The sequence below is a fragment of the Cohnella hongkongensis genome, from assembly GCF_042654645.1.
Taxonomy (GTDB): Bacteria; Bacillota; Bacilli; order Paenibacillales; family Paenibacillaceae; genus Cohnella; species Cohnella hongkongensis.
The window spans coordinates 369,587-391,374 of sequence record NZ_JBHSEP010000003.1 but is presented as its reverse complement, the minus strand read 5'-3'; the positions used below and the strand labels follow the sequence as shown (position 1 = coordinate 391,374).

Genomic DNA, 21,788 nt, shown 5'->3' with positions numbered 1-21,788 from the left:
CGCGGTACCACCTTCGTTGACGGCGCCAGAATACAGAGGCATCCGTCCTCTCATGCTCCCGATAACAGCGGGCTCTGTCCGGCTCGTCGCCGTCCGCTCGGGGATGGGGGAGGCGGGGGGCAAGGTAAATTCTTTCAGCCTGGAAATTTACTCTCTGGCATGCCCTTGTCCGCTTCGTTTCCCGTCGTTGCGTTCCTATGATCCCGCCGGCCGCGCCGACGCTCGAGTACCCTAAGAATACCATGAGCCGCAAGGGTTGTAAAGGAACCGGCGCCGGAGAGACGGTCTAGAACAGGCCCAGACGGCCGACTCTGGCGGCGACCTCGCGCAGCCTCTCCTCGCTGGTCAGCAGCCCGAGCCGCACGTAGCCCTCGCCGCTTTCGCCGAAGCCCGAGCCCGGGGCGACGACGACGTTGGCCTGCTCCAGCAGCAGGTTGGCGAAGGACATCGACGTATGGCCCGGAGCGACCGGCAGCCAGCAGAAGAAGGAGCCCGCAGGCTTGGCCGCTTTCCAGCCGATCTCTTCCAGAGCGCCGTACAGGGCGTTGCGGCGGCTTTCGTAGGTAGCCACAAGCTCTGCGACCGATTGCTGAGGTCCGGTCAGCGCCTCCGCGGCCGCCTCCTGAATGCCGCCGAACAGGCTGCAATACATATGATCCTGAATCAGGTTGATCTGTTCGATAATGTCCGCGTTGCCGATGGCAAAGCCGACGCGCCAGCCGGCCATGTTATACGTTTTGGACAAGGTGTAGAACTCGACGCCGACCTCCTTGGCGCCAGGCGTCTCCAGGAAGCTGACCGGACGGATGCCGTCAAAGCCGATCGCCCCGTAAGCGAAGTCGCTGGCGACGATGACGTTATGCTTGCGCGCGAAGGCCACGGTCCGTTCGTAGAATTCGGCGGTGGCGGTCGCCGCCGTCGGGTTGTTCGGATAGTTCAGGAACATCAGCTTGGCCCCGGAGGCGGCCGCCGCCGGAATCGCCTCGTAATCGGGGAGGAATCCGTTCTCTTCCTTCAGCGGCATGAAGCACATCTCCGCCCCGGCCAGCGCGACGCCGGACCAGTAATCCGGATAGCCCGGATCGGGCACAAGGCAGACGTCCCCAGGATCAAGGTAGATTTGGCTGATCTCGATCAGACCGGATTTGCCTCCGAACAGAACGGCGACCTCCTTCTCCGGGTTCAGATCGACGCCGTAATCCGCCTTGTAGCGCTCGGCGACCGCCTGCTTCAGGAACGGAAATCCGCGAAAGGGCGGGTATTTGTGATACAGGGGATTTTCGGCCGCAGTCTTAAGCCGCTCCACGACGTTCGCGGGCGTCGGCAGATCGGGATTGCCTTGTCCGAGATTGATCACGTCGCTGCCGGTTGCCGCGCGCGCGTTCGCCTTGGCGACCAGCGCTGCAAAAAACTGCTCCGGCAAATGCTGCATTCGCTTAGCGGGGGTCATCTTGAAGCTCATGCTCGATTGTCACGCTCCGTCATGCTTGGTATAGGAATAGGATGAATGTAGCATAACGGCATCGGCTCGGCAACGGATTCGGGCTTTTTTTCAAAAAAAGTATCTGAAGTCATATTGGAATAATGGGGGTTTGCACGATCGGGTTGCCGGAACACGGGGGATGCAGTACGATGGAGGACAGAAGAGAAGGTCGGCATGCGCCGGAACGATCGCCGGCCGTCTTCATTAACGGAACGTCGCAGGAGGGATTCAGAATGACGACCAAGTGGCGCATCGCGCTGGTTCAGATGAATATAGAAGCGGGGAATACGGAAGCCAACTTCGCGAAGATGGAAGCGAAATTGGAAGAAGCGGCCGCGCTCGACCCGAAGCCGGATCTGATCGTTCTTCCGGAGATGTGGAATACCGGCTACGCTCTGACGGAAATACGGAAGCTGGCCGATCCGGACGGGGCGCGGACGAAAGAAGTCGTATCCCGCTTTGCCAGGCGGCACGGGATTCATGTGCTGGCGGGGTCGATCGCGCAGCTTCGCGGAGACGCCGTCACGAACACGATTCACGTCTTCGACCGGTCGGGAGCGGCGACGGCCGAGTACAGCAAAATCCATCTGTTTCAGCTGATGAACGAGCATCAGCATCTGGAGGCGGGAGAGACGGCGGGCGCGTTCGAGCTGGAGGGCGTTCCTGCGGCTGCGATGATCTGCTACGATATCCGCTTTCCCGAGCTGGCCCGGAAGCTGGCGCTCGGCGGCGCGAAGCTGCTCCTCGTCCCGGCCGAATGGCCGCATCCCCGGCTGCATCATTGGCGAACGCTGCTGCAGGCGCGCGCGATCGAGAACCAGATGTTCGTCGTCTCCTGCAATACGGTCGGCGAAAGCGGAGGTTCAAGCTTCTTCGGCCATTCGATGGCGATCGATCCGTGGGGCGAGGTGCTGGCGGAAGCCGGCGAGGAGGAAACGATTGTCGTTGCGGACCTCGATCTCGCACTCGTAGACGAGGTGCGGGGCCGTATTCCCGTGTTCGCCGACCGCAGGCCAAGCCTGTACGAATAGCGGTCTGCCGGACCGCAAACGGGCCGCTGACGGGCGAGATGAGCGGTGTAGCGGCTTGTCGGACCGTTAGCGAGCCGCCGATCGGCGCGATGGGCGATGTAACGATCCGCCGGACCGTAAGCGAGCTCCGGGAATCGCCCCGCTTACTTGTTCATGCCGATGTTGTCGATGGTGGCGCGGAACGTGGCGATGAAAGCTTCGGCCGCGTTGGACAGATACCGCCCCTTGCGGTAGGCGATCACGAGCGTGCGCGTCGGGCTGCCCTCCAGTTTTAAGTAGACAGGGGCCCGTCCCTGCCAATCGCTGCGCGTCACCATCCGGGGCAGGAACGCGACGCCCATGCCGGCCGCAACGAGAGCCTGGACCGTGTCGATGTTGGCGCTCTCGAAGACGACGCGCGGATCGAAGCCGGCTGCGGCGCACAGATCGTGCGCGATCAGCCGGAAGCCTTGTCCTTTCTTCAGCAGAATGAACGGCTCGTCCTTCAGCTGCTCGACGGACACCGCCCGATCCCGAAGCTGCGCGAGAGGATGATCGGGAGGAGCGGCGAGACAGATGCCTTCCTCGATCACGGGCAAGTAGGCGAGCGACGGCTCAATCAGCGGGAGCGAGAGCAGGCTGACGTCCGTGCCGCCGCTGGCCGTCAATTGCTCCAACTGCCGCGTCGTCTCCTCGATCAGCACGATTTCGATGTTCGGATAAGCTTCGCGAAAAACGGGAAGCACATGCGGCAGCACATGGGCGCCGGTCATCGGCAGACTGCCGACGACGAGCCGGCCTTTGCGCATGTCGGCGATGTCTTCCATCTCGCGGCGAAGCTGGTCGGCCATATCGACGATATGCTGCGCTTTCTCCACGAATACGCTCCCGGCATGCGTCAGCTCCACCGAGTTGGTGCTTCTCTTGAACAGCAGCACGCCGAGCTCCTTCTCCAGCTTGGACAGCTGCTGGCTGAGGGACGGCTGGGCGATATGCAGCTTCTCCGCGGCGCGCGAGAAGTTTCTTTCCTGTGCGATCTGGATCGCGTATTGCAGCTGTCGGAATTCCACGGGAAACCGCCTCCTCTATAGTTTGGAACTATTAACCTTATAGAAATTATATCTTGGAACAATGATAGACGAAATGATAAGATAGGAGCAAGCTAAAGAGAATTATTGGGGTGAACAGCAGATGAGCAAAAAAACGATGTTCGAGAAAATTTGGGAAAATCATGAGATCGTAGCGGAGCAAGGGAAGCCCAGCATCCTGTATATCGATCTCCATCTGGTGCACGAGGTGACGTCTCCGCAAGCGTTCGAAGGCTTGCGTCTGTCCGGACGCAAAGTGAGACGCCCGGAATTGACGTTCGCGACGATGGACCACAACGTTCCGACGAAAGACCGCTTCAACATTTCCGACCCGATCTCCAAGCAGCAGGTCGATACTCTGACCGCGAACTGCAAGGAGTTCGGCGTGAAGCTGTACGATCTGAACACGATCGATCAAGGCGTCGTTCACGTCATGGGTCCGGAGCTCGGTCTGACTCATCCGGGCAAGACGATCGTCTGCGGTGACAGCCACACGTCCACGCACGGCGCGTTCGGAGCGCTCGCCTTCGGGATCGGCACAAGCGAAGTCGAGCATGTGCTTGCGACGCAATGTCTGCAGCAGTCGAAAGCCAAAACGATGTGCATCCGCTTCAACGGCAAGCGCAAGCCCGGCATTACCGCGAAGGATATGATTCTCGGTCTGATCGCGAAATACGGCACGGACTTCGGCACCGGCTACGTCATGGAGTATACCGGCGAAGCGATTCGCGAGCTGTCGATGGAGGAACGGATGACCGTCTGCAACATGTCCATCGAAGCGGGCGCGCGCGCTGGCCTCATCGCCCCGGACGAGACGACGTTCGAATATTTGCGCGGACGAGAATACGCGCCGAAGGGCGAAGCGTTCGACAAGGCGGTCGAGCAGTGGAAGGCGCTGTGCACGGACGAAGGCGCGGAATATGACGCCGTACTCGACTTCGACGTGGAGTCGTTGATTCCTCAAGTGACTTGGGGCACGAGCCCGGGCATGGGGACGGGCATTACCGGCGCGGTTCCGGTTCCGGAGGAGCTTCCGACCGAGAACGAGCGCAAAGCGGCCAAGAGCGCGATCGAGTACATGGGACTGAAGCCGGGTACGCCGATGACCGATATCGAGATCGATTACGTCTTCATCGGCTCGTGCACGAACGGACGGATCGAGGATCTGCGGGCCGCGGCCTCCGTGGCGCGCGGCTACAAAGTGAGCCCCAAAGTGACGGCGATCGTCGTTCCGGGATCGGGGCGCGTCAAGCTTCAGGCCGAGAAGGAAGGACTCGACCGAATTTTCATCGAAGCCGGATTCGAGTGGCGCGATGCGGGCTGCAGCATGTGCCTCGCCATGAACCCCGACGTTCTCCAGCCCGGCCAGCGCTGCGCATCGACGTCCAACCGGAATTTCGAAGGCCGTCAAGGCCGCGGCGGGCGCACGCATCTCGTATCTCCGGAGATGGCTGCGGCTGCGGCCATCCAGGGACGTTTCGTCGATGTGCGCACATGGGATTTCAAAGCCGAAGTGACGGCGTAAGGGGAGGAACACGAACATGGAAGCTTTTGTACAACTGAACGGACTTGTCGCCCCGGTCGACCGGGTGAACGTAGATACGGACGCCATTATTCCGAAGCAATTTTTGAAAAGAATCGAAAGAAGCGGATTCGGCCAGTTTCTGTTCTTCGAATGGAGATGGGACGAGCAGGGGAACGTCATTCCCGAGTTCAGCCTGAACAAGCCGCGCTACCAGGGCGCGTCGATCCTGCTGTCCCGGGCCAACTTCGGCTGCGGCTCGTCCCGCGAGCATGCGCCATGGGCGATTCTGGACTACGGTTTCCGCTGCATCATCGCGCCTTCGTTCGCCGACATTTTCTACAACAACTGCTTTAAGAACGGCATTCTGCCGATCAAGCTGAGCGAAGAGCAGGTCGACGACCTGTTCAAGCGCACGGAAGCGAAAGAAGGCTACAAGCTGAACGTCGACCTGGAGAACCAAGTCGTGACCGACGAGGACGGCTTGCGCATTCCGTTCGAGATCGACGCTCATCGCCGCAACTTCCTGCTGCAAGGCTTGGACGATATCGGCCTCACGCTTCAGCACGAAGCGGCGATTACCGCTTATGAGCAGCGCCGGGCCGCCAGCGCGATCGTCTAAGCCCAATAACGCGGATACGAAAGCCTTCAGGGCGGAAAAAGGACCTTTTGTCTCCGATTCGGCAAATTTCGGGGCAAAGGGCCTTTTTTTCCTTCAATACGCAACTTTTCATGCTTTTCGACGTCTAATGAATCGTGGACGAGCCGCTGCTGGACTTACATAGATCGGCCTTGTTCGCAAATCTTTTAGACATCGAGGTGAAGCATGAAGAAGTGGCTCTCCCTGCTGTTCGTCGTCGCCGGCATGCTGGTCCTGAGTGCGGGCATGGCGCACGCCGCCAAAGCGGAGACGCCGACGCCCAAATTGATTTTGGACGGCATGGAGCTAGAGCCCAAAGTTCCACCCCTGCTCCTGAACAGTACGGTCATGGTGCCGGTGCGCATCGCGACCGAGAATCTGGGATACAAGGTGGACTACGACAACAGCACGAAGCAGGTGACGGTATCCAACGGCACGAAGCAGCTCGTCATGACGGTGGACAAGTCTACGGCTTTATTGGACGGTTCCCCCGTAGAGATGGCGGTGCCGCCGTTCATTCAATCAAATGTTACTCTTATCCCTTTAAGATTTCTTGGCGAGTCACTGGACGTTCAGGTTTTCTGGGATAATCAACTTAAATCGGTATTTCTGTTTTCTCCTGCTCCTCCCGACACCGGCAACGGTTCTCAGCCGACCGATCCTTCGGACGGCGGCCTGATCGGAATCGTCGATCCGCAAGAGCCGGGCAACAACGGAGACGGCGGAGGCACTTCCGCACCTCCGGCGGTTACGGGAACGTTGACCGAGATTCGCTACGACGCCGCAACGGAGTCGGTCGTCCTGACGTACGACGGACTTATCGTTCCTCGAGATTTCAAGCTGGACAATCCAAAGCGGATCGTCATCGACGTTCCGAACGGAAGATACGCGCCTGAATTCGTGCCGGCCGCCGATTTTTCGCTGGCCAATGAGGGTCATATCCCGGTCGATGGACACGAAGCGCTCCGGTCGATCCGTTATTCGATGTTCGGTACGGATACGAAAGCGCCGAGATTCGTGCTGGATCTGAATCAGGCTTGGAATTACGAGTTGAAGAACGATCCGAGCGCCGGCGTGCTGACCATTGCGCTCCAGCGTCCGGCGGAAGACAAGTCGCTGTATACCGTCGTTCTCGATGCGGGACATGGCGGATCCGACCCCGGCGCGGTCAGCATTGCGAATCGCAAGGAGAAAGACTTCAATCTGGCCGTCGTGCTGAAGGTGCAGGCTATCTTGGCGAGTGAGGAGCGGATCAAGCTGATCCTGACGCGCAACGACGATACTTATCCGACGCTGCAGGACAGATACACGTTGGCCAACTCGGTTCAGGCGGACATTTTCGTGTCGGTGCATGCCAACAGCAGCAGCACCTCGCCCGAGATCAACGGTACGGAAACGTACTATACACGCGAAGACAGCTTAGCGTTCGCGCAGTTGATGCATTCCGTATTTGCTCCGGCGACGGGATTGAAGGACAACGGGGTTAGAAAGCACTCCGTCAATCTCGCCGTTACGACGAAGACGACAATGCCCGCTATTCTGCTTGAAGTCGGCTACTTATCGAACAAGAACGACGAGCCGCAGCTATGGACGGAGGAGCTGCAAGATCGGGTCGCCCAAGCGATCGCCACAGGAATCAAGATGCAATTGAATTTACAATAAGCTGTCCGGCCCTTTCAGGGGCCGGCATGCGCATATTCCGGGAGAGGGGACAGTTGACGATGAAGAAAGGAATATCGAAAGGCATTACCGGTTTGCTTGTTGCATCGCTCGTATTATCCGGAGTCTCTTATACGGGGAATGCTGCGTCCGCCGCTTCGATCTTCAGCGACGTGAAGCCCGGCTGGGCCGAGAAGCACATTACGAAGCTGGCCATGCAAGGCATTCTGAAGGGCGGAACGGGCAAGCAGGCGGGCATGTTCAGTCCGGCCAACAAGGTGACCCGCGAGGAAGCAGTCATTATTGCGCTCAGATTCATGGGCGTCGACCACGAAGTCAAGAAGGACGAGCCGCTCGTGTTCCCCAGCGATCTGGTCATCAAGAACGACTACAAACCTTACATAAAGCTGGCCGTGCAGAAAAATATTTTGCTGCTCGAGGAAGAAATCGCACTCGCCAAAAAAGACGGCAAGGAATGGGGCAGCAGCCCGGCTACGAGAGAATGGATGGCGAAGCTGCTCGTTCGCGCCATCGGCAAGGATCAAGCGGCCAAGGAGGCGGCCGGCCAGGCGACGTCGTTCAGCGACGACAGCCAGATCGACGCCGGCTTGAAGGGCTACGTCAGCATCGCCGTGCAGCTGGGACTCGTTAACGGCGTCACGCCGACGAAGTTCGATCCGACGGCTACCGTTACGCGCGAGATGGCTTCCACGTTGTTCAGCCGCGCCCAATCCCAGGTGGATGTCGCTTACCCGGGGCAAGTCACCGGAGCGCTCGTCGCCGTGGACGGAAGCAAGGTGACGCTGCTTCACGACGACGGCGTCGTGAAGGATTACATGCTGTCCTCGTCTGCCGCGATCTACGGCTACGGCTCGGAGCAGACGACGAGCATCGCTTCCTTAAAACTGTATGGCGAAGTGGTTCTGATCGGCAACTCCGACGGCACGGTCGGATTCGTGGAGCAGACAAGCGAGACGCCCAAAGTGAAAAACTACGAAGGGACGCTCATTCTCGTCACCGACTCGCAAAACAAACTGACCGTGTCGGTCGGCGGAGAACCGAAAACGGTCTCCTACGATTCGCAGACGTTGACGATTAAAGATATTAACGGCCAGACGCTGACGATCGCCGATCTTCCGCTTAACGTTCCTGTGACGCTGGGAGTGGACGTCGCCACGGAAAGCAAGCTGCTGTCCCTTACGGTCAACAAGGCGGTCACGAACAAATCCGGCACCGGTACGGTCGAGGACGTTAGCGCGACCGGCCTGACGCTTACCGTGAAGGACGCCGCCGGGGTGACGGAGAGCTACCCGATCGAGTCCAATGCGGCGATCAAGCACAACGGCGCGAATCTGGCGCTGGATCAGCTCGTCGTCGGCGACGCGATTTCCTACGAGGTCAAGATGGGCTCGGTGACGAGCATCACGGTGACGAAGAAGGTTCAGCCTCCGATCGAGGGCGTCGTCAATCTTGTGGACAAAGCAGGCAAAACGATTCAATATCGCGTAAACAACGAACTGGGAGCCAAAGACTTGGCGGACAACGTCGTCGTTAAGCTCGAAGGGCTTTCCAACGTGAGTTTGGACGATCTGTTCAAGGGGGATACGATCTCCATGACGCTGAACGACAGCGGGAAAGTGGCGATCATTACGATCAAAAACCGTTCCGTCAGCTTCTTGAACAATGCGGTCGTATTTTCCAGCGATCTGGAGAACGATATTTTGATCGTTACCGACTCCGCCGACAAAAAGGTGCCGCTGATTTTGACCGAGACGACCCGCTACGATCTGAACGGTACGGTCATGACCAAAAAAGAGGCCGCCACCTACCTCACAAGAGGGAAAAAGATTAACGTCGGCTACACGAATTCGAATGCGGCTTATATTTCCGTCGTTTCTCAATATACCGGAACGGTGCTGGAGAACAACGTAACGGCCAAAACGCTTAAGCTTCAGCTCGAGAACAAAAACGAGGTCGTTCTGCCTTATCCGAACTTTTTTGCCGCCGAGATTTACGGAGTGCCCTCCACGAGCTATCTGGACATCCGCGTCGGAGACAAAGTAACGGCACTGATGGATTATGTCAACCAAGACAGGATCATTGCCGTTCAAGTGCAGAAGACGGTTCAGTTCGATCTGGTCAGCGTCGATCTGGCAGCTAACAAAGTCCGTGCGAAAAGGTCGGACGGGGCGACCGAAGAATGGAGCCTCAACTCCATGCTGTTATCGCTGGTGGATGAGAACGATAATCCGATCAGTCTGATGTCGTTAAATCAGTCGAACACGCATCTGCTTAACGTAACCTTCAAGGGCAGAAACGCGATCAAGATCAAAGCTTACCCGGTGACGTACGGAAGGGTAACGTCCGTTAACGCGTCGGCCAACTCGATTGAGCTGGTAACGAACGCCGGCACGCCTGTCACCCGCACGTTCGCAACCGCTCCGACGGTCATGAGGAACAACGCCGTTGTCGGCTCGCTGTCCTCGATCAAGAGCAGCGATCGCGTCGAGATTCGGGTGGACGAGAACGACAAGACGGTCATCGAGATCATTCCGGCAATCAGCAAGCAGTACTTGAATCATAATTCGACGACGCTGTTCGTGAACAGAGCGTCGCTGAACGAGAACAACACGTACGAGCTGCACCCTCAAGTCTACATTCACCAGGGGGCTAACACCGTTTCGCTGTCGAGCATGAAGAAGGACGATCCGCTGTCGCTTTACATCGTGCGCGGCAAAGTCGTCGAGATCGTCAAATAATCGCAGCACCCGTCAGGCCAATCGGATCTTTCATCCGGTTGGCCTGTTTTTCTTGATTTGGAAAGTGTAAAATACGCTATCCTGATCTGTGTCGCCTTAAAGGGAAGGGTCGGCACGGCCTCGGGAAACGTGCAGATGGTCTCCCTTCCGATGGGGGCGAGGCGAGCGGGCGCCGCGCGGACAAACGGGAGGCTCGTCTGAGCGAGAGGCAATACGGCGTATTGCCGCATTGGCGAACTTCCGGTAAACTGATATTTTAGAGACTTTCCGATAAAGAAGGAGCGCCTATGAACGCCGCAACGTTAAGGCATGTGCTGAATACGATAGCCGAGATGTTTCCCGACGCCCGCTGCGAGCTGAATCACCGCAATCCGTTCGAGCTGACGATCGCGGTGCTGCTGTCGGCGCAGTGCACCGACGAGACCGTGAACAAGGTGACGGCGACATTGTTCGAAAAGTACCGTTCTCCGCAAGACTATTTGAACGTTCCGCTCGAGGAGTTGGAGAACGACATTCGCAGAATCGGATTGTTCCGCAACAAGGCGGCGAATATCCAGAAGCTGTGCCGAATGGTCATCGACCTGCATGGCGGGGATGTGCCCCGCACGCACGAGGAGCTGACCGCGCTGCCTGGCGTCGGCAGGAAGACGGCGAACGTCGTCATGTCTAACGCCTTCGACGTGCCGGCGATTGCGGTGGATACCCACGTGGAGCGCGTATCGAAGCGGCTCGGCATTGCGAAGCCCGACGACTCCGTGCTTGAAGTCGAGAAGAAGCTGATGCGCAAAGTTCCGCGCGAGGAATGGACGATTACGCACCATCGGCTCATCTTTTTCGGGCGCTACCATTGCAAGGCGCAAAATCCGAAATGCGAAGTTTGTCCGGTACTGGAACATTGCAAGGAAGGCAAGGCTCGAATGAAAGCCTCCTTGAAGAAGAGGAGCGTAGCGAAGTGAACTCTATCGAACTCGGCGCGCCGCCATCCGGCGTGCCGTTATCATCCGAACTGATCCGATTCCAGGAAGCGCTGCGGCTAATGGCCGCAAGAACGGCGGGAAACGGCGACGAAGTGCAGGCGGCGAAGCTGCGGGAGCTGTCCGGCAAGCTGGAGAACGGGCGGCTGACCGTCGCCTTCTGCGGGCATTTCTCCGCCGGGAAGTCGACGCTCGTCAATGCGCTGTGCGGGGCGACGCTTCTCCCCGCGTCTCCAATTCCGACGAGCGCCAACGTCGTGACCGTCGTCAACGGCGAGCCGTTCGCCGAGACGGAATTCCGCGATTCGAGCGGCCGGACGCATCCGGCGCGCACGATCCCGGTCGAGCAGTTGCACGACTTCGCGGTCGACGGCGAAGGCGTCACCTCGATCCGCGTATCGTACCCGATTCCGCTGCTCGGCGATCGCACGGCGATCGTCGACACGCCTGGCGTCGACTCGACGGACGGCGCGCACCGGGCGGCGACCGAGTCCGCGCTTCATCTGGCGGACGTCGTCTTTTTTGTGACGGACTACAATCACGTGCAGTCGGAGGTCAATTTCCGCTTCCTCCGCAGCCTGGCGCGTTGGGGCAAACCGACGTACCTGATCGTCAATCAGATCGACAAGCACAAGGAGGAGCAGCTTTCGTTCTCGGAGTTCAGAAGCAGCCTGAGCGAAGCGCTGTCCAGCTGGGACATCCGGCCGGCCGCTACGCTGTTTCTGTCGCTGAGAGAGCCGGAGCATCCGTTATCGCAGTGGAAGCAGCTGCTTCGGCTGATCGAGGAGCTTCAGCCGCTCGCAGACGAGCTCATCGCGCGCAGCGTTTCCCGCTCGGCCGTCTATTTGGCGGAGCAATACCGGCAGACGCTCCATCAGCGCAACGAGGATAAGAGGCAGCAGCTTCAGGAGCAATTGGGCGACGAGGGCGAGACGGAGCGCAGGGCGGCTCTTCGCGCCGAATTGGAGAAGGAGCTGTCCCAGCTTCAAGCGGCAGGCGATCTGCGCAAGGAACGCGTACGCGACGACATGGATAAGCTGCTCGGCAACGCCAACCTGACGCCGGCAGAGACGCGCGAGAAGGCGCAAGCGGTGCTGGCGGCGATGCAGCCCGGCTTTAAGGCGGGATGGCTCGCGAGCGCGGCGAAGACCGAGACGGAGCGCAGCGCGAGGCTCGGCAGGCTGACCGACGATTTCAACCGGCAGGTGTCGGCGAACGTCATCGGCCATCTGAAGGCGCTGCTGCGCCGCGAAGCCGAACAGAGCGGCTACTCCGGCGAAGAGCTGGAACGCTCGCTCGACGACCTCTTCCGCCCGGTTCAGCCGGAATGGCTGCGCGGGCTCGTGAAGCCGGGCGCCGGAGCGGAGGGCCAGGCGACGCTGCACTACTCGGCGGAGATCAGCGCCGAGCTGAAGTCGTTGTACCGTAAAGCGGCGTTCCAATGGCTAGACGAGCTGCAGGATCGGGATCGACCGATTCTGGAACAGAGAGCCGAGGGCGTGAAAGCCCAACTGGCCGAGCTTGCAGAAGCGGATCGAATCGCCGACGGGATCGCCGCGCTTGAACGGGAGGAACGCGAGGAGGAGCGTAAGCTGCTTGCGCTGCTGCCCGAGCCCGATGGCGGGAACGGCGGCGAGCTGAGGCTCCCTGCGCCGGAACCGATTGCGGCCGAACGGGTCGGCGCTTTGAAGAAGGGAGCGCCGGCGCCGGATTCCCGGCAGGGAGCCGTCGGCGAAGATTCGACGTACGAGGCGCAGACGGCGCTCTCCGGGGAAGGCGATTCCCGGCCGGCCCGGCTGGGAGCGCCTGCGGGAGCCGCGGAGATGCTGGAGAGCGCGGCGGCGCTGCTGTCCAACATTTCTGCGCTGCGAGGCGTCGCGGACGGCCTGAACGCCAAGGCGGCGCGCTTCCGCGACAAGAGCTTTACGATCGCGCTGTTCGGCGCTTTCAGCGCCGGCAAGTCGTCGTTCGCCAACGCGCTCGTCGGCAAGCCGGCCCTGCCGGTCTCGCCGAATCCGACGACGGCGACGATCAACCGGATTGTGGCGCCGACGGAGGAGCATCAGGACGGCACGGCGCTCGTGACGATGAAGACGCCGGAGGCGTTCGCCGACGACGTCCGGCACTCGCTCGGGCGGATCGGCATCGCCCAGGAGAAGCTGGACGCGGCCGGCGCGGACGTCTCCAAGCTGCTGGCGCTGAAGGACCCGGTCTCGGCCGGGGATCTGCACCCGCGCGGAAGGCCGCATCTCGCGTTTCTGACGGCCGCGGCCCGAGGGTGGGACGAATTCGGCCCGCTGCTGGGCGGCCAGCTGACCGTCGGCGAAGAAGAGTACAGAAAATTCGCCGCGGACGAGCGGGCTTCCTGCTTCGTCGCCGAGATCGACCTGTACGTCGATTCGCCGATGACGCGCAGCGGCGCGGTGCTCGTCGATACGCCGGGAGCGGATTCGATCAACGCCCGCCATACCGGCGTCGCGTTCCAATATATCAAGAATGCGGACGCGGTGCTGTTCGTGACATATTATAACCATGCTTTCACGGAAGCGGATCGCGAGTTTCTGAATCAGCTCGGCAGCGTCAAGGACGTGTTCGAGCTCGACAAAATGTTTTTCGTCATCAACGCGGCCGATCTCGCTTCGTCCGAAGCGGAGCTGGCAGCGGTCAAGGAGCACGTCGGCGCGCAATTGCTGAAGCACGGCATTCGCAAGCCGCGGCTGTTCGCGGTGTCGAGCCTGAACGGCCTTCAGGCGAAGCAGTCGCGCAGCCGTCCCGCTCTGGAAGCTTCCGGTCTGGCCGAGTTCGAAGGGGCCTTCCGGCGCTTCTCCGAAGAGGAGCTCGGCGGCCTTGCGCTCGCTTCGGCGAACAAGGAGCTCGACCGCGTCGACAAGCTGCTGGAAGGCTGGCTGCAATCGGCCAACGCCGACGCCGCCACGCGCGAAGCGAAGGCGAAGCGGTTAACCGAGCAAGCGCGCCGCTGGCAGGCAGAGGGGGCGGAGGCCGTTCCTGCCGCTGCGGCGCAGCCTCTTCGCCAGGAGGTGGGAGAGCAGCTGTATCATCTGCGCCAACGGTTGAAATTCCGGTTCAAGGAGCATTTTCAGACGGCCTTCCACCCGTCGATCCTCCAGGACGACGGCCGGGACCTGAGGAAGCTGCTGCAAGCTTGCGGAGAGGATTTGAAGCGTTCCCTGAACGAGGATCTGCTGCAGGAGCTGAGAGCGGCGGGGCTGCGGCTCGAAGGAACGATCGGCTCGTTGGCGGAGAAGGCGCTGACGGCGCTGTCCGGACTGGCGGAGATGGAGCGGGAAGGCTTTGCGCCGGAGCCGGCGGAGAAGCCGTCGCTGGATTTGCCGCTGCCCGAACCGTTCGCGGACGGCCCCCGCTTCGAGGCCAGGCAGCTGTGGAACGCGTTTCGCTCGCCGAAGCATTTTTTCGAGAAGGAAGGCGCGGCCGCTCTTCGCGAAGAACTGGAGGAGACGCTGCTGCGGACGATCGACGACGCGCTCGAGGCGCTGCGGAGGCAGTGGGAGCAGGCGACGGAGAAGGCGCTGGGCGAGGCGGTCCGAGCGGCTTCGGCGGCCTGGTCGGAACAGCTCGCCGCCTTCGCGCTCAGCATGAGCGATGCGCTGCGGCAGCCCGGCGAAGAGCGTTATTTGATGGATTTGCGTGACCAATGGCGGAAAATAAGGCTATAATTTCGATAATCGGCCCTCTTTGCCCCTTATAGGGAGGAAAGGGGGTCTTTTCTATTTATGTCTTCGTATTGCTTGAATTAGCGGTTAAACAAGGGGAAGTTAGGTACGAAAATCGACGATATCGAAGATAATCGGTGATTACGCGGCAATGTCGGCGACAGTTTCCCCCGCAAGCACGAATAGGACGGATTAACGCTGTTGCCGGGAGCTGCGATTCGGCTTAAACTGCCGTAGAAAGCAGCGAGGGGAGGACCATTTTTGGGTATTTTTCGGGCGTTAAAATCCTATTACTGGCAGGACAAAGGCTTCCTGTGGGGATCGATAGCCGGACTTGCGGTAGCGACTGCTCTCGGACTGATTTATCCGTTGCTTCTGAAGTCTCTCATCGATGACATGATCGTTCCGGGCAATTATGAAGGCGTGCTCCAACTGACGCTGACCGCCGTAGGGGTCATATTCGTCAAAGCTGCGTTCCAGTATGTACACGGTTTCAGCGGGGGGCGTCTCGGCAACCGGATCGCTTACCGCCTTCGCAACGCATGTTACGAAAAGCTGCAGCAGCTGTCCTTCTCCTATTACGATACGGCGAGGACGGGGGACTTAATGTCGAGGCTGACGGCCGACATCGAGGGCGTAAGAATGTTTATCGGATTCGGCTTCGCGCAGCTGCTCAATACGGCGCTGCTAGTGCTGTTCGGATTTACGATGATGTTCTTCGTCGACTGGTCGCTCACGCTGCTCATTCTGTGCTTCATCCCGGTGCTCGGCTTCGTGGCGATCCGCTTCGAGCAGGCGATCCACCCGGTATTCCGTTCGATCCGGTCGGCGGTAGGGCGGCTGACGGTTCGGGTTCAGGAGAACATTACCGGGGTGAGAACGGTCAAATCGTTCGCGAGGGAACCGTTCGAAATTAATAAATTCGTCAAAGAAAATGTGGAGTATCGCGACAACCATCTGACGCTGGCGAAAGTATGGGCCAAATACTTCCCGGCCATGGAATTTATCGCGAACTTGAGCGTCGCGACTCTGCTGCTGGCGGGCGGTTGGCGCGTCATCGCCGGCACGCTGACGCTGGGAGAGCTTATCGCGATTACGGGGATGCTCGGCTTCGTCGTAGCCCCTCTGTGGACGCTCGGCTTCCAGATTAACGGCTACACGCAGTCCAAGGCTTCGGGAGAGCGGCTGCTGGAGCTGCTCTATCAGCCGATCGCCGTCAAAAATCGGGAAAAAAGTCTTGTGCTCGACGACGAGGCGGTGAAGGGACACATCCGCTTCGACGACGTCAGCTTCCGATATACGAACCGGGACGATCTGCCTTCCGCACTGCTCGGCTTCCAGCTGGACGCGCCGGCAGGCACCGTCGTCGGCCTGCTTGGAGGAACCGGTTCGGGAAAATCGACCGCCGTTAGTCTGCTGCTTCGGGCTTACGACGTCGGAGACGGCGCGATTACGCTGGACGGGGTCGATATCCGCCACATCGAGCTGGCCGGCTTGCGCCGGCAGATCGGCATCGTGTTCCAGGAGTCGTTCCTGTTCTCGGCGACGATCAAGGAAAATATCAGCTACGGGCGCCCCGGCGCGACGATGGAGGAGATCGAGGAGGCAGCGCGCTACGCGCAGGCGGACGGCTTCATCCGCGAGCTTCCGCTCGGCTACGATACGGTTGTCGGAGAGCGGGGAATGGGCTTGTCCGGAGGACAGAAGCAGCGGATCGCCATTGCCCGCGCGCTGCTGAACAAGCCGAAAATTCTCATTCTCGACGATGCGACGAGCGCCCTCGACATGGAGACGGAGCACGAGATTCAGACCGCCATCCGCAAGGTGATGGCCGGACGCACCGTGTTTATGATCGCGCACCGAATCTCTTCGCTGCGCCATGCCGACGAGATTATCGTGCTCGATCGCGGTCATACGATTCAGCGCGGAACGCACGACAAGCTTGTTCGCCAGCCCGGTCTTTACCGGGAGACGTACCGGATTCAATATTCCGACCGTCCCGAACAATTGGATGATGATGAGCTTGCGGATGGTTCCGCGGAAAGGCGGGTGTCGGGATGAGCCGCCAATTCGTATACCAGGACGACGAGCTGATCGAGAAGCCGTTTAACTGGAAGCAGATGGCCCGTCTGGTCACGTTCGTGAAGCCTTACAAAGCCGAAGTAGGCAAAGTCGTATTCGTGATGCTCGTGTTCGGGATGCTCACCAAGCTCGCTATTCCGTTCCTGACGATGATGGCGATCGACGACGCGATCTTCCCGAAGGAGGGCGAGGGCAGCCTGTCGCTGCTGCTGACGATTGCCGCCGTCATGCTCGCCCTGTACGGCACGCGCTGGTGGGCGCAAAATTATACGATTCACCGGACGAACGAGATCGGCCAGAAGGTGATTTTCGACCTGCGAGCCGCTTTGTTCAAGCACATTCAGTCGCTGTCGTTTCGCTTCTTCGACAAGCGTCCGGCCGGGTCCGTCCTCGTCCGGGTCACCAACGACGTCAATTCCTTGCAGGACATGTTCACGAACGGGGTCGTCAATACGGCGATCGACATCGTGCAGCTTATCGGGATTACGATCATTCTGCTCGTCATCGAGCCGAAGCTGGCTCTGGCCGTCATCATTACGGTTCCGCTCATGTTTTTCGTCTCGACGGCGCTGCGCAAAAAAATCCGAATGGCCTGGCAGATCGTTCGGATCAAGCAATCCCGCATCAACGCGCATCTGAACGAAAGCATCCAGGGCATTCGCGTAACGCAGGCGTTCGCCCAGGAGCAGGAGAACATTCAATACTTCGACGGCATGAACACGAGCAACATCCGTTCCTGGAACCGGGCGTCCGCTCTGAACCAGCTGTTCGGCCCGCTCATCGAGATCACGTCCGCGATCGGCACGCTGATCCTGCTGCTGTACGGCACGTACCTGATTCAGTCCGAAGCGATGACCGTCGGCGTGCTGGTGGCGTTCATCACCTATGTCGGAAGCTTCTGGGAGCCGATTACGCGGCTGGGCAACATGTATTCGCAAATGCTCATCTCGATGTCGTCGGCGGAGCGCATCTTCGAATTCATGGACGAACGGCCGGCCGTTCCGGAGAAGGAAGGCGCGAAGCCGATCGCGAAGCTGGAAGGACATGTGCGTCTGGAGAACATTACGTTCGGCTACGAGAAGGACCGTCCCGCGCTGAAGGACATTAATCTGGACGTGAAGCCGGGATTGTCGGTGGCGCTTGTCGGCCATACCGGCTCCGGCAAGAGCACGATCGTTAACCTGATCTGCCGCTTCTACGATACGGTTGAAGGCCGCGTGCTAATCGACGGCCAGGACGTCCGCGACGTAACGATCGACAGCCTGCGCTCGCAGATCGGCATCGTGCTTCAGGACACGTTTATTTTCTCGGGCACGATTCGCGACAATATCCGGTACGGGCGTCCCGGCGCTACGGACGCGGAGGTCGAAGCGGCGGCCCGCGCCGTTCGCGCTCACGACTTTATCGTCGATCTGCCTAGCGGCTACGAAACCGAGGTCGAGGAGCGGGGCAACGTGCTCTCCGTCGGACAGCGTCAGCTGCTCAGCTTCGCCAGGGCGCTGCTGGCCGATCCTCGCATTCTCGTGCTGGACGAAGCGACAGCCAGCATCGACACGGAGACGGAGCTGCGCATCCAGGAGGCGCTCTCCACGCTGCTGGAAGGCCGCACCTCGTTTATCGTCGCCCACCGTCTGTCCACGATCCGTCATGCCGACTGCATCGTCGTGCTCGATCACGGGGAGATCAAGGAGATGGGCAATCACGAGGAACTGATGAAGCGCCCCGGGCATTACCGCAACCTGGTCGAAGCGCAATACCGCTTTTTGTCCGCATAATCTCGTCTCCTACCGGCTTGCCGGCGCTCACAGGCGCTCGCAGGCCGGTTTTTTTTGATCTTTCGGGGGTGGGACGGAATTCGTCATTCTCTCCCGAGTCTTCTGCCCGTCCTTCCCGGCAAGCGCTGCGAATCCCGGTCGATAGGGGCCGAGAACGCGGAGCTTAGGCGATTCGGATTTGAAAAATGCGCCAAGAACCGTTATCGTGGAAAAGGATAAGGAGAATGCGGCAGCAAAGCTCCGAAAGATCGAACGACGGGAGGAAAATCGGATGAAGTCGTCTTCCGTGTTATGGAGAACGCTGGGCATCGCGTCTCTCGTATGCCTGCTGGCGATGCTGACCGGCTTCGGCTGGGCGCTTAAGGACGCCTGGTATCCGCAGGAAGGGATGGCGCTGCCGGAGGCCAGAGAGCCCGAGAAGGCGAGCGGCGGGGACTGGAGCGCGAAGAGCGAGCTGTATGTCGCCGCTGTCGGGGATTCCTTGACGAAGGGGACGGGGGACGCGACGGGCGAAGGCTATGTCTCCCGGACGATCGCCTCTCTCTCCGAGAGGCTGGACAAGCCGGTCTACTTGGTCAACAATATGGCCGTCAACGGCATGCGGGCCGACCAGCTGGCCGTCAGTCTGGACGAGACCGGCTTCGTGAACGCGATTGGCCGGGCGGACATCGTTCTGCTGACGATCGGGGGCAACGATCTGTTCCAGGTCGCCCAAAGCGGCGGCTCGCTTGCGGAAGGGGGAGACCTGTCCCCCGAAGCGCTGCAGGATCGGCTTCCGGATGTGAAGCCGAGGCTTAAGGAAGTGTTCGACAAGATCCGGGCCGTGAATCCGGTCGCGCGCATCGTCTACGTGGGGCTGTACAACGCTTTTTACGACGTGCCGCAGATGAGGGAGGCCGCCAGCGAGACGATCGCGGATTGGAACGGCTACGCATACCGGCTGGCGCTGGCGGACGGCAACGCGACGGTCGTTCCGACATACGATCTGTTCGAGTTTCATCTGACGGACTACTTGTCCTCGGACCATTTTCATCCGAATGCACACGGGTACGAACGGATCGCCGGCAGAATCGTCGACGCGCTCCGATAAAGCGGAGAGGGAGGGGAATCGATGGAAGAACGGAACGCGCAGGTCGTATTGTCGGTGCAGGGGCTGAAAAAGAGAATTGGGCGAAAGCCGATCATTCACGGCGTCTCCTTCGACGTCAAGGCCGGGGAAATCTTCGGTTTCCTGGGGCCGAACGGCTCCGGGAAAACGACGACGATCCGCATGCTTGTCGGTCTGATCAAGCCGAGCGAGGGCGACATCGTCGTCTGCGGGGAGAGCGTTCGCACGAAACCGGACCGGGCGCTCGCGCATATCGGCTGCATCGTGGAAAATCCCGAGATGTACGGCTTTATGACCGGCTGGGAAAATCTCGCTCACTTCGCGCGGATGCAGCCCGGAATTTCGGAGGCGCGCATTCATGAAGTCGTAGAGATCGTCGGACTCGACCACCGCATCCACGACAAGGTCAAAACCTATTCGCTCGGGATGAGGCAGCGCCTCGGCATCGCGCAGGCGCTGCTGTGCAAGCCCAAGCTGCTCATTCTGGACGAACCGACGAACGGACTCGATCCGAAGGGAATCAAAGAGCTGCGGGAGTTTATCCGCATGCTGGCGGAAAGCGGGATGAGCCTGTTCATTTCCAGTCATCTGCTCAGCGAAATTCAACTGATGTGCGACCGCGTGGCGATTATCGCGCACGGCGAAGTTATCGCCGTCGGAGAGGTGGAGGAGCTGGTGTCGCAGGCGGGCTCGTATACGGTATGGCAGGTCGACCGCCCGGAGGAGGCGAGGCGAATGTTCTCGGATCAGCCCGATATTTCGCTCGTGCCCGAAGAGGAGCATCGGATCGACGAAGCGCTGCTGTCGGCCATGAGCGAGCCGATCGTAACGGTCGTGGAAGAAAGCCGTGTCGCCGCTTGGGTGCAGCGGCTCGTCTCGGCCGGCATCGGCGTCGCAGCCGTTCAACGCGTCGCGCCTTCCTTGGAGGAGCTATTCCTGAAGCTGACGGAGGGGGAGAAAATTGGCTAATCTGCTGGCGCTTATACAGAACGAGACGCTGAAGGTATGGAAGAAAAAACGGTTCGCGGTCGTCGTGCTGATCCTGCTGATTTTAATTCCCATATTCGTCTACGCGCAGATGAAGGTCGCGCAGAACAGCGCCGACAAGTTTCGGACCGATTGGCGGGCAGAGCTGCAGAGCCGGATTACCGATAATACGAACGCCCTGAGCAGCGATCGGATTCCCGAGGAATGGAAGCAGTGGCGCAAGGCGCTCGTTCAGCAGCTGCAATATTATCTGGATCACGACATCAATCCTGAATCGCCGAATGCGGTCACCTTCACGAGACGGTTTATGGACAACGCGGTCAGCATGTTCGTCCCGCTGATGGTGCTGGCGATCGCCTCGGATCTCGTATCCTCCGAGCGCTCGACAGGGACGATCAAGATGCTGCTGACGCGGCCCGTGCGAAGATGGCGCATTTTATTTTCAAAATTAGCGACACTGACCTTATATGTATCTCTTATCCTTGTGACGACGATTGCGCTCTGCTACGTCATATCCGGCCTTGTGTTCGGCTACGGGGGCTGGGGGGAGCCGGTGTTCGTCGGCTTCCGGATTGAAGGCTCGGACGTCGACACGACGAACGTACATGCCGTTACCCAAGGCGTATATCTGCTGATGCAAGCGGGGCTGATCTGGTTCTCCGCGATGGTGGTGGCGGTCATCGGCTTGATGGTGTCGGTGCTTGTGCGCAGCACGGCGGCAAGCTTCGTCACGATGATGGCGACGATCATCTCGGGCACGATTTTGGCCAACATGGCTTCGTCGTGGAAGTCGGCCAAATATTTGTTTAACATCAACCTCGAGCTGTCCGGCTACTTGAGGGGGACGCCGCCTCCGGTGGAGGGCATGTCGCTCGGGTTTTCCCTCGCCGTGCTGGCGATCTGGGGGCTGGCGGCGATCGTCGTATCGTTCGCCGTCTTTACGAAGCAAGACATCTTGAATTAGAATAAACGAAGCGCGTTTATACGGATAAACGCAACAGATTAGCCA

Annotated in this window: 14 protein-coding genes; 12 read left to right on the top strand and 2 right to left on the bottom strand. The window is 59.8% G+C overall.

The features are described 5' to 3' along the window. Window positions 1-286 precede the first annotated feature (286 nt). Window positions 287-1,462 carry a pyridoxal phosphate-dependent aminotransferase gene (locus tag ACFO3S_RS07265; RefSeq protein WP_378093854.1) on the bottom strand — a complete coding sequence of 392 codons (1,176 nt, stop codon included), beginning with the start codon at window positions 1,460-1,462 and terminating at the stop codon, window positions 287-289. A 254-nt stretch (window positions 1,463-1,716) separates the two neighbouring features. Here ACFO3S_RS07265 and ACFO3S_RS07260 point away from each other — a divergent pair, with 254 nt between their 5' ends. Continuing rightward, a complete protein-coding gene (locus ACFO3S_RS07260; RefSeq protein WP_378093921.1) occupies window positions 1,717-2,514 on the top strand; it encodes a carbon-nitrogen family hydrolase in 798 nt (265 codons plus the stop codon). Window positions 2,515-2,657: 143 nt separating this feature from the next. Here the strand turns inward: ACFO3S_RS07260 and ACFO3S_RS07255 are convergent, their stop codons facing one another. Then, a complete protein-coding gene (locus ACFO3S_RS07255) occupies window positions 2,658-3,563 on the bottom strand; it encodes a LysR family transcriptional regulator (protein ID WP_378093852.1) in 906 nt (301 codons plus the stop codon). Between the two features lie 121 nt (window positions 3,564-3,684). Here ACFO3S_RS07255 and leuC point away from each other — a divergent pair, with 121 nt between their 5' ends. The 11 genes from leuC to ACFO3S_RS07200 all read left to right on the top strand — a co-directional run bounded on the left by leuC (window position 3,685) and on the right by ACFO3S_RS07200 (window position 21,743). Then, a complete protein-coding gene (gene leuC / locus ACFO3S_RS07250) occupies window positions 3,685-5,106 on the top strand; it encodes a 3-isopropylmalate dehydratase large subunit (protein ID WP_378093850.1) in 1,422 nt (473 codons plus the stop codon). 16 nt (window positions 5,107-5,122) lie between these two features. After that, the gene (leuD, locus tag ACFO3S_RS07245; protein ID WP_378093848.1) at window positions 5,123-5,725 is read left to right on the top strand and encodes a 3-isopropylmalate dehydratase small subunit; all 603 of its coding nucleotides are present in this window, start codon (window positions 5,123-5,125) and stop codon (window positions 5,723-5,725) included. A gap of 204 nt (window positions 5,726-5,929) precedes the next feature. Then, complete coding sequence (locus tag ACFO3S_RS07240; RefSeq protein WP_378093846.1) at window positions 5,930-7,405, top strand: N-acetylmuramoyl-L-alanine amidase; 1,476 nt, start codon at window positions 5,930-5,932, stop codon at window positions 7,403-7,405. A gap of 59 nt (window positions 7,406-7,464) precedes the next feature. Next, the gene (locus ACFO3S_RS07235; protein ID WP_378093844.1) at window positions 7,465-10,161 is read left to right on the top strand and encodes an S-layer homology domain-containing protein; all 2,697 of its coding nucleotides are present in this window, start codon (window positions 7,465-7,467) and stop codon (window positions 10,159-10,161) included. Between the two features lie 287 nt (window positions 10,162-10,448). Continuing rightward, window positions 10,449-11,117 carry an endonuclease III gene (nth, locus tag ACFO3S_RS07230; protein WP_378093842.1) on the top strand — a complete coding sequence of 223 codons (669 nt, stop codon included), beginning with the start codon at window positions 10,449-10,451 and terminating at the stop codon, window positions 11,115-11,117. After that, window positions 11,114-14,830 carry a dynamin family protein gene (locus ACFO3S_RS07225; protein WP_378093840.1) on the top strand — a complete coding sequence of 1,239 codons (3,717 nt, stop codon included), beginning with the start codon at window positions 11,114-11,116 and terminating at the stop codon, window positions 14,828-14,830. The genes nth and ACFO3S_RS07225 overlap by 4 nt, the downstream gene beginning before the upstream one ends. Before the next feature lie 258 nt (window positions 14,831-15,088). After that, entirely contained in the window at window positions 15,089-16,888 is a 1,800-nt protein-coding gene (locus ACFO3S_RS07220; RefSeq protein ID WP_378093838.1) for an ABC transporter ATP-binding protein, read from the top strand. Then, entirely contained in the window at window positions 16,885-18,684 is a 1,800-nt protein-coding gene (locus ACFO3S_RS07215; RefSeq protein WP_378093835.1) for an ABC transporter ATP-binding protein, read from the top strand. Before ACFO3S_RS07220 ends, ACFO3S_RS07215 begins: the two co-directional genes overlap by 4 nt. 271 nt (window positions 18,685-18,955) lie before the next feature. Then, window positions 18,956-19,774, top strand: coding sequence for a GDSL-type esterase/lipase family protein (locus ACFO3S_RS07210; RefSeq protein ID WP_378093833.1), 819 nt, complete (start codon window positions 18,956-18,958; stop codon window positions 19,772-19,774). 21 nt (window positions 19,775-19,795) lie between these two features. Then, window positions 19,796-20,761: an ABC transporter ATP-binding protein gene (locus tag ACFO3S_RS07205; protein WP_378093830.1), complete on the top strand. Its 966-nt coding sequence runs from the start codon at window positions 19,796-19,798 to the stop codon at window positions 20,759-20,761. Next, a complete protein-coding gene (locus ACFO3S_RS07200; RefSeq protein ID WP_378093828.1) occupies window positions 20,754-21,743 on the top strand; it encodes an ABC transporter permease in 990 nt (329 codons plus the stop codon). The genes ACFO3S_RS07205 and ACFO3S_RS07200 overlap by 8 nt, the downstream gene beginning before the upstream one ends. Window positions 21,744-21,788 lie beyond the last annotated feature (45 nt).

Bases quoted from the DNA above. Each gene is read 5' to 3' on its own strand.
- ACFO3S_RS07265 (WP_378093854.1), bottom strand. From the start codon at position 1,462: ATGAGCTTCAAGATGACCCCCGCTAAGCGAATGCAGCATTTGCCGGAG.
- ACFO3S_RS07260 (WP_378093921.1), top strand. From the start codon at position 1,717: ATGACGACCAAGTGGCGCATCGCGCTGGTTCAGATGAATATAGAAGCG.
- leuC (WP_378093850.1), top strand. From the start codon at position 3,685: ATGAGCAAAAAAACGATGTTCGAGAAAATTTGGGAAAATCATGAGATC.
- leuD (WP_378093848.1), top strand. From the start codon at position 5,123: ATGGAAGCTTTTGTACAACTGAACGGACTTGTCGCCCCGGTCGACCGG.
- ACFO3S_RS07240 (WP_378093846.1), top strand. From the start codon at position 5,930: ATGAAGAAGTGGCTCTCCCTGCTGTTCGTCGTCGCCGGCATGCTGGTC.
- ACFO3S_RS07235 (WP_378093844.1), top strand. From the start codon at position 7,465: ATGAAGAAAGGAATATCGAAAGGCATTACCGGTTTGCTTGTTGCATCG.
- nth (WP_378093842.1), top strand. From the start codon at position 10,449: ATGAACGCCGCAACGTTAAGGCATGTGCTGAATACGATAGCCGAGATG.
- ACFO3S_RS07215 (WP_378093835.1), top strand. From the start codon at position 16,885: ATGAGCCGCCAATTCGTATACCAGGACGACGAGCTGATCGAGAAGCCG.
- ACFO3S_RS07210 (WP_378093833.1), top strand. From the start codon at position 18,956: ATGAAGTCGTCTTCCGTGTTATGGAGAACGCTGGGCATCGCGTCTCTC.
- ACFO3S_RS07205 (WP_378093830.1), top strand. From the start codon at position 19,796: ATGGAAGAACGGAACGCGCAGGTCGTATTGTCGGTGCAGGGGCTGAAA.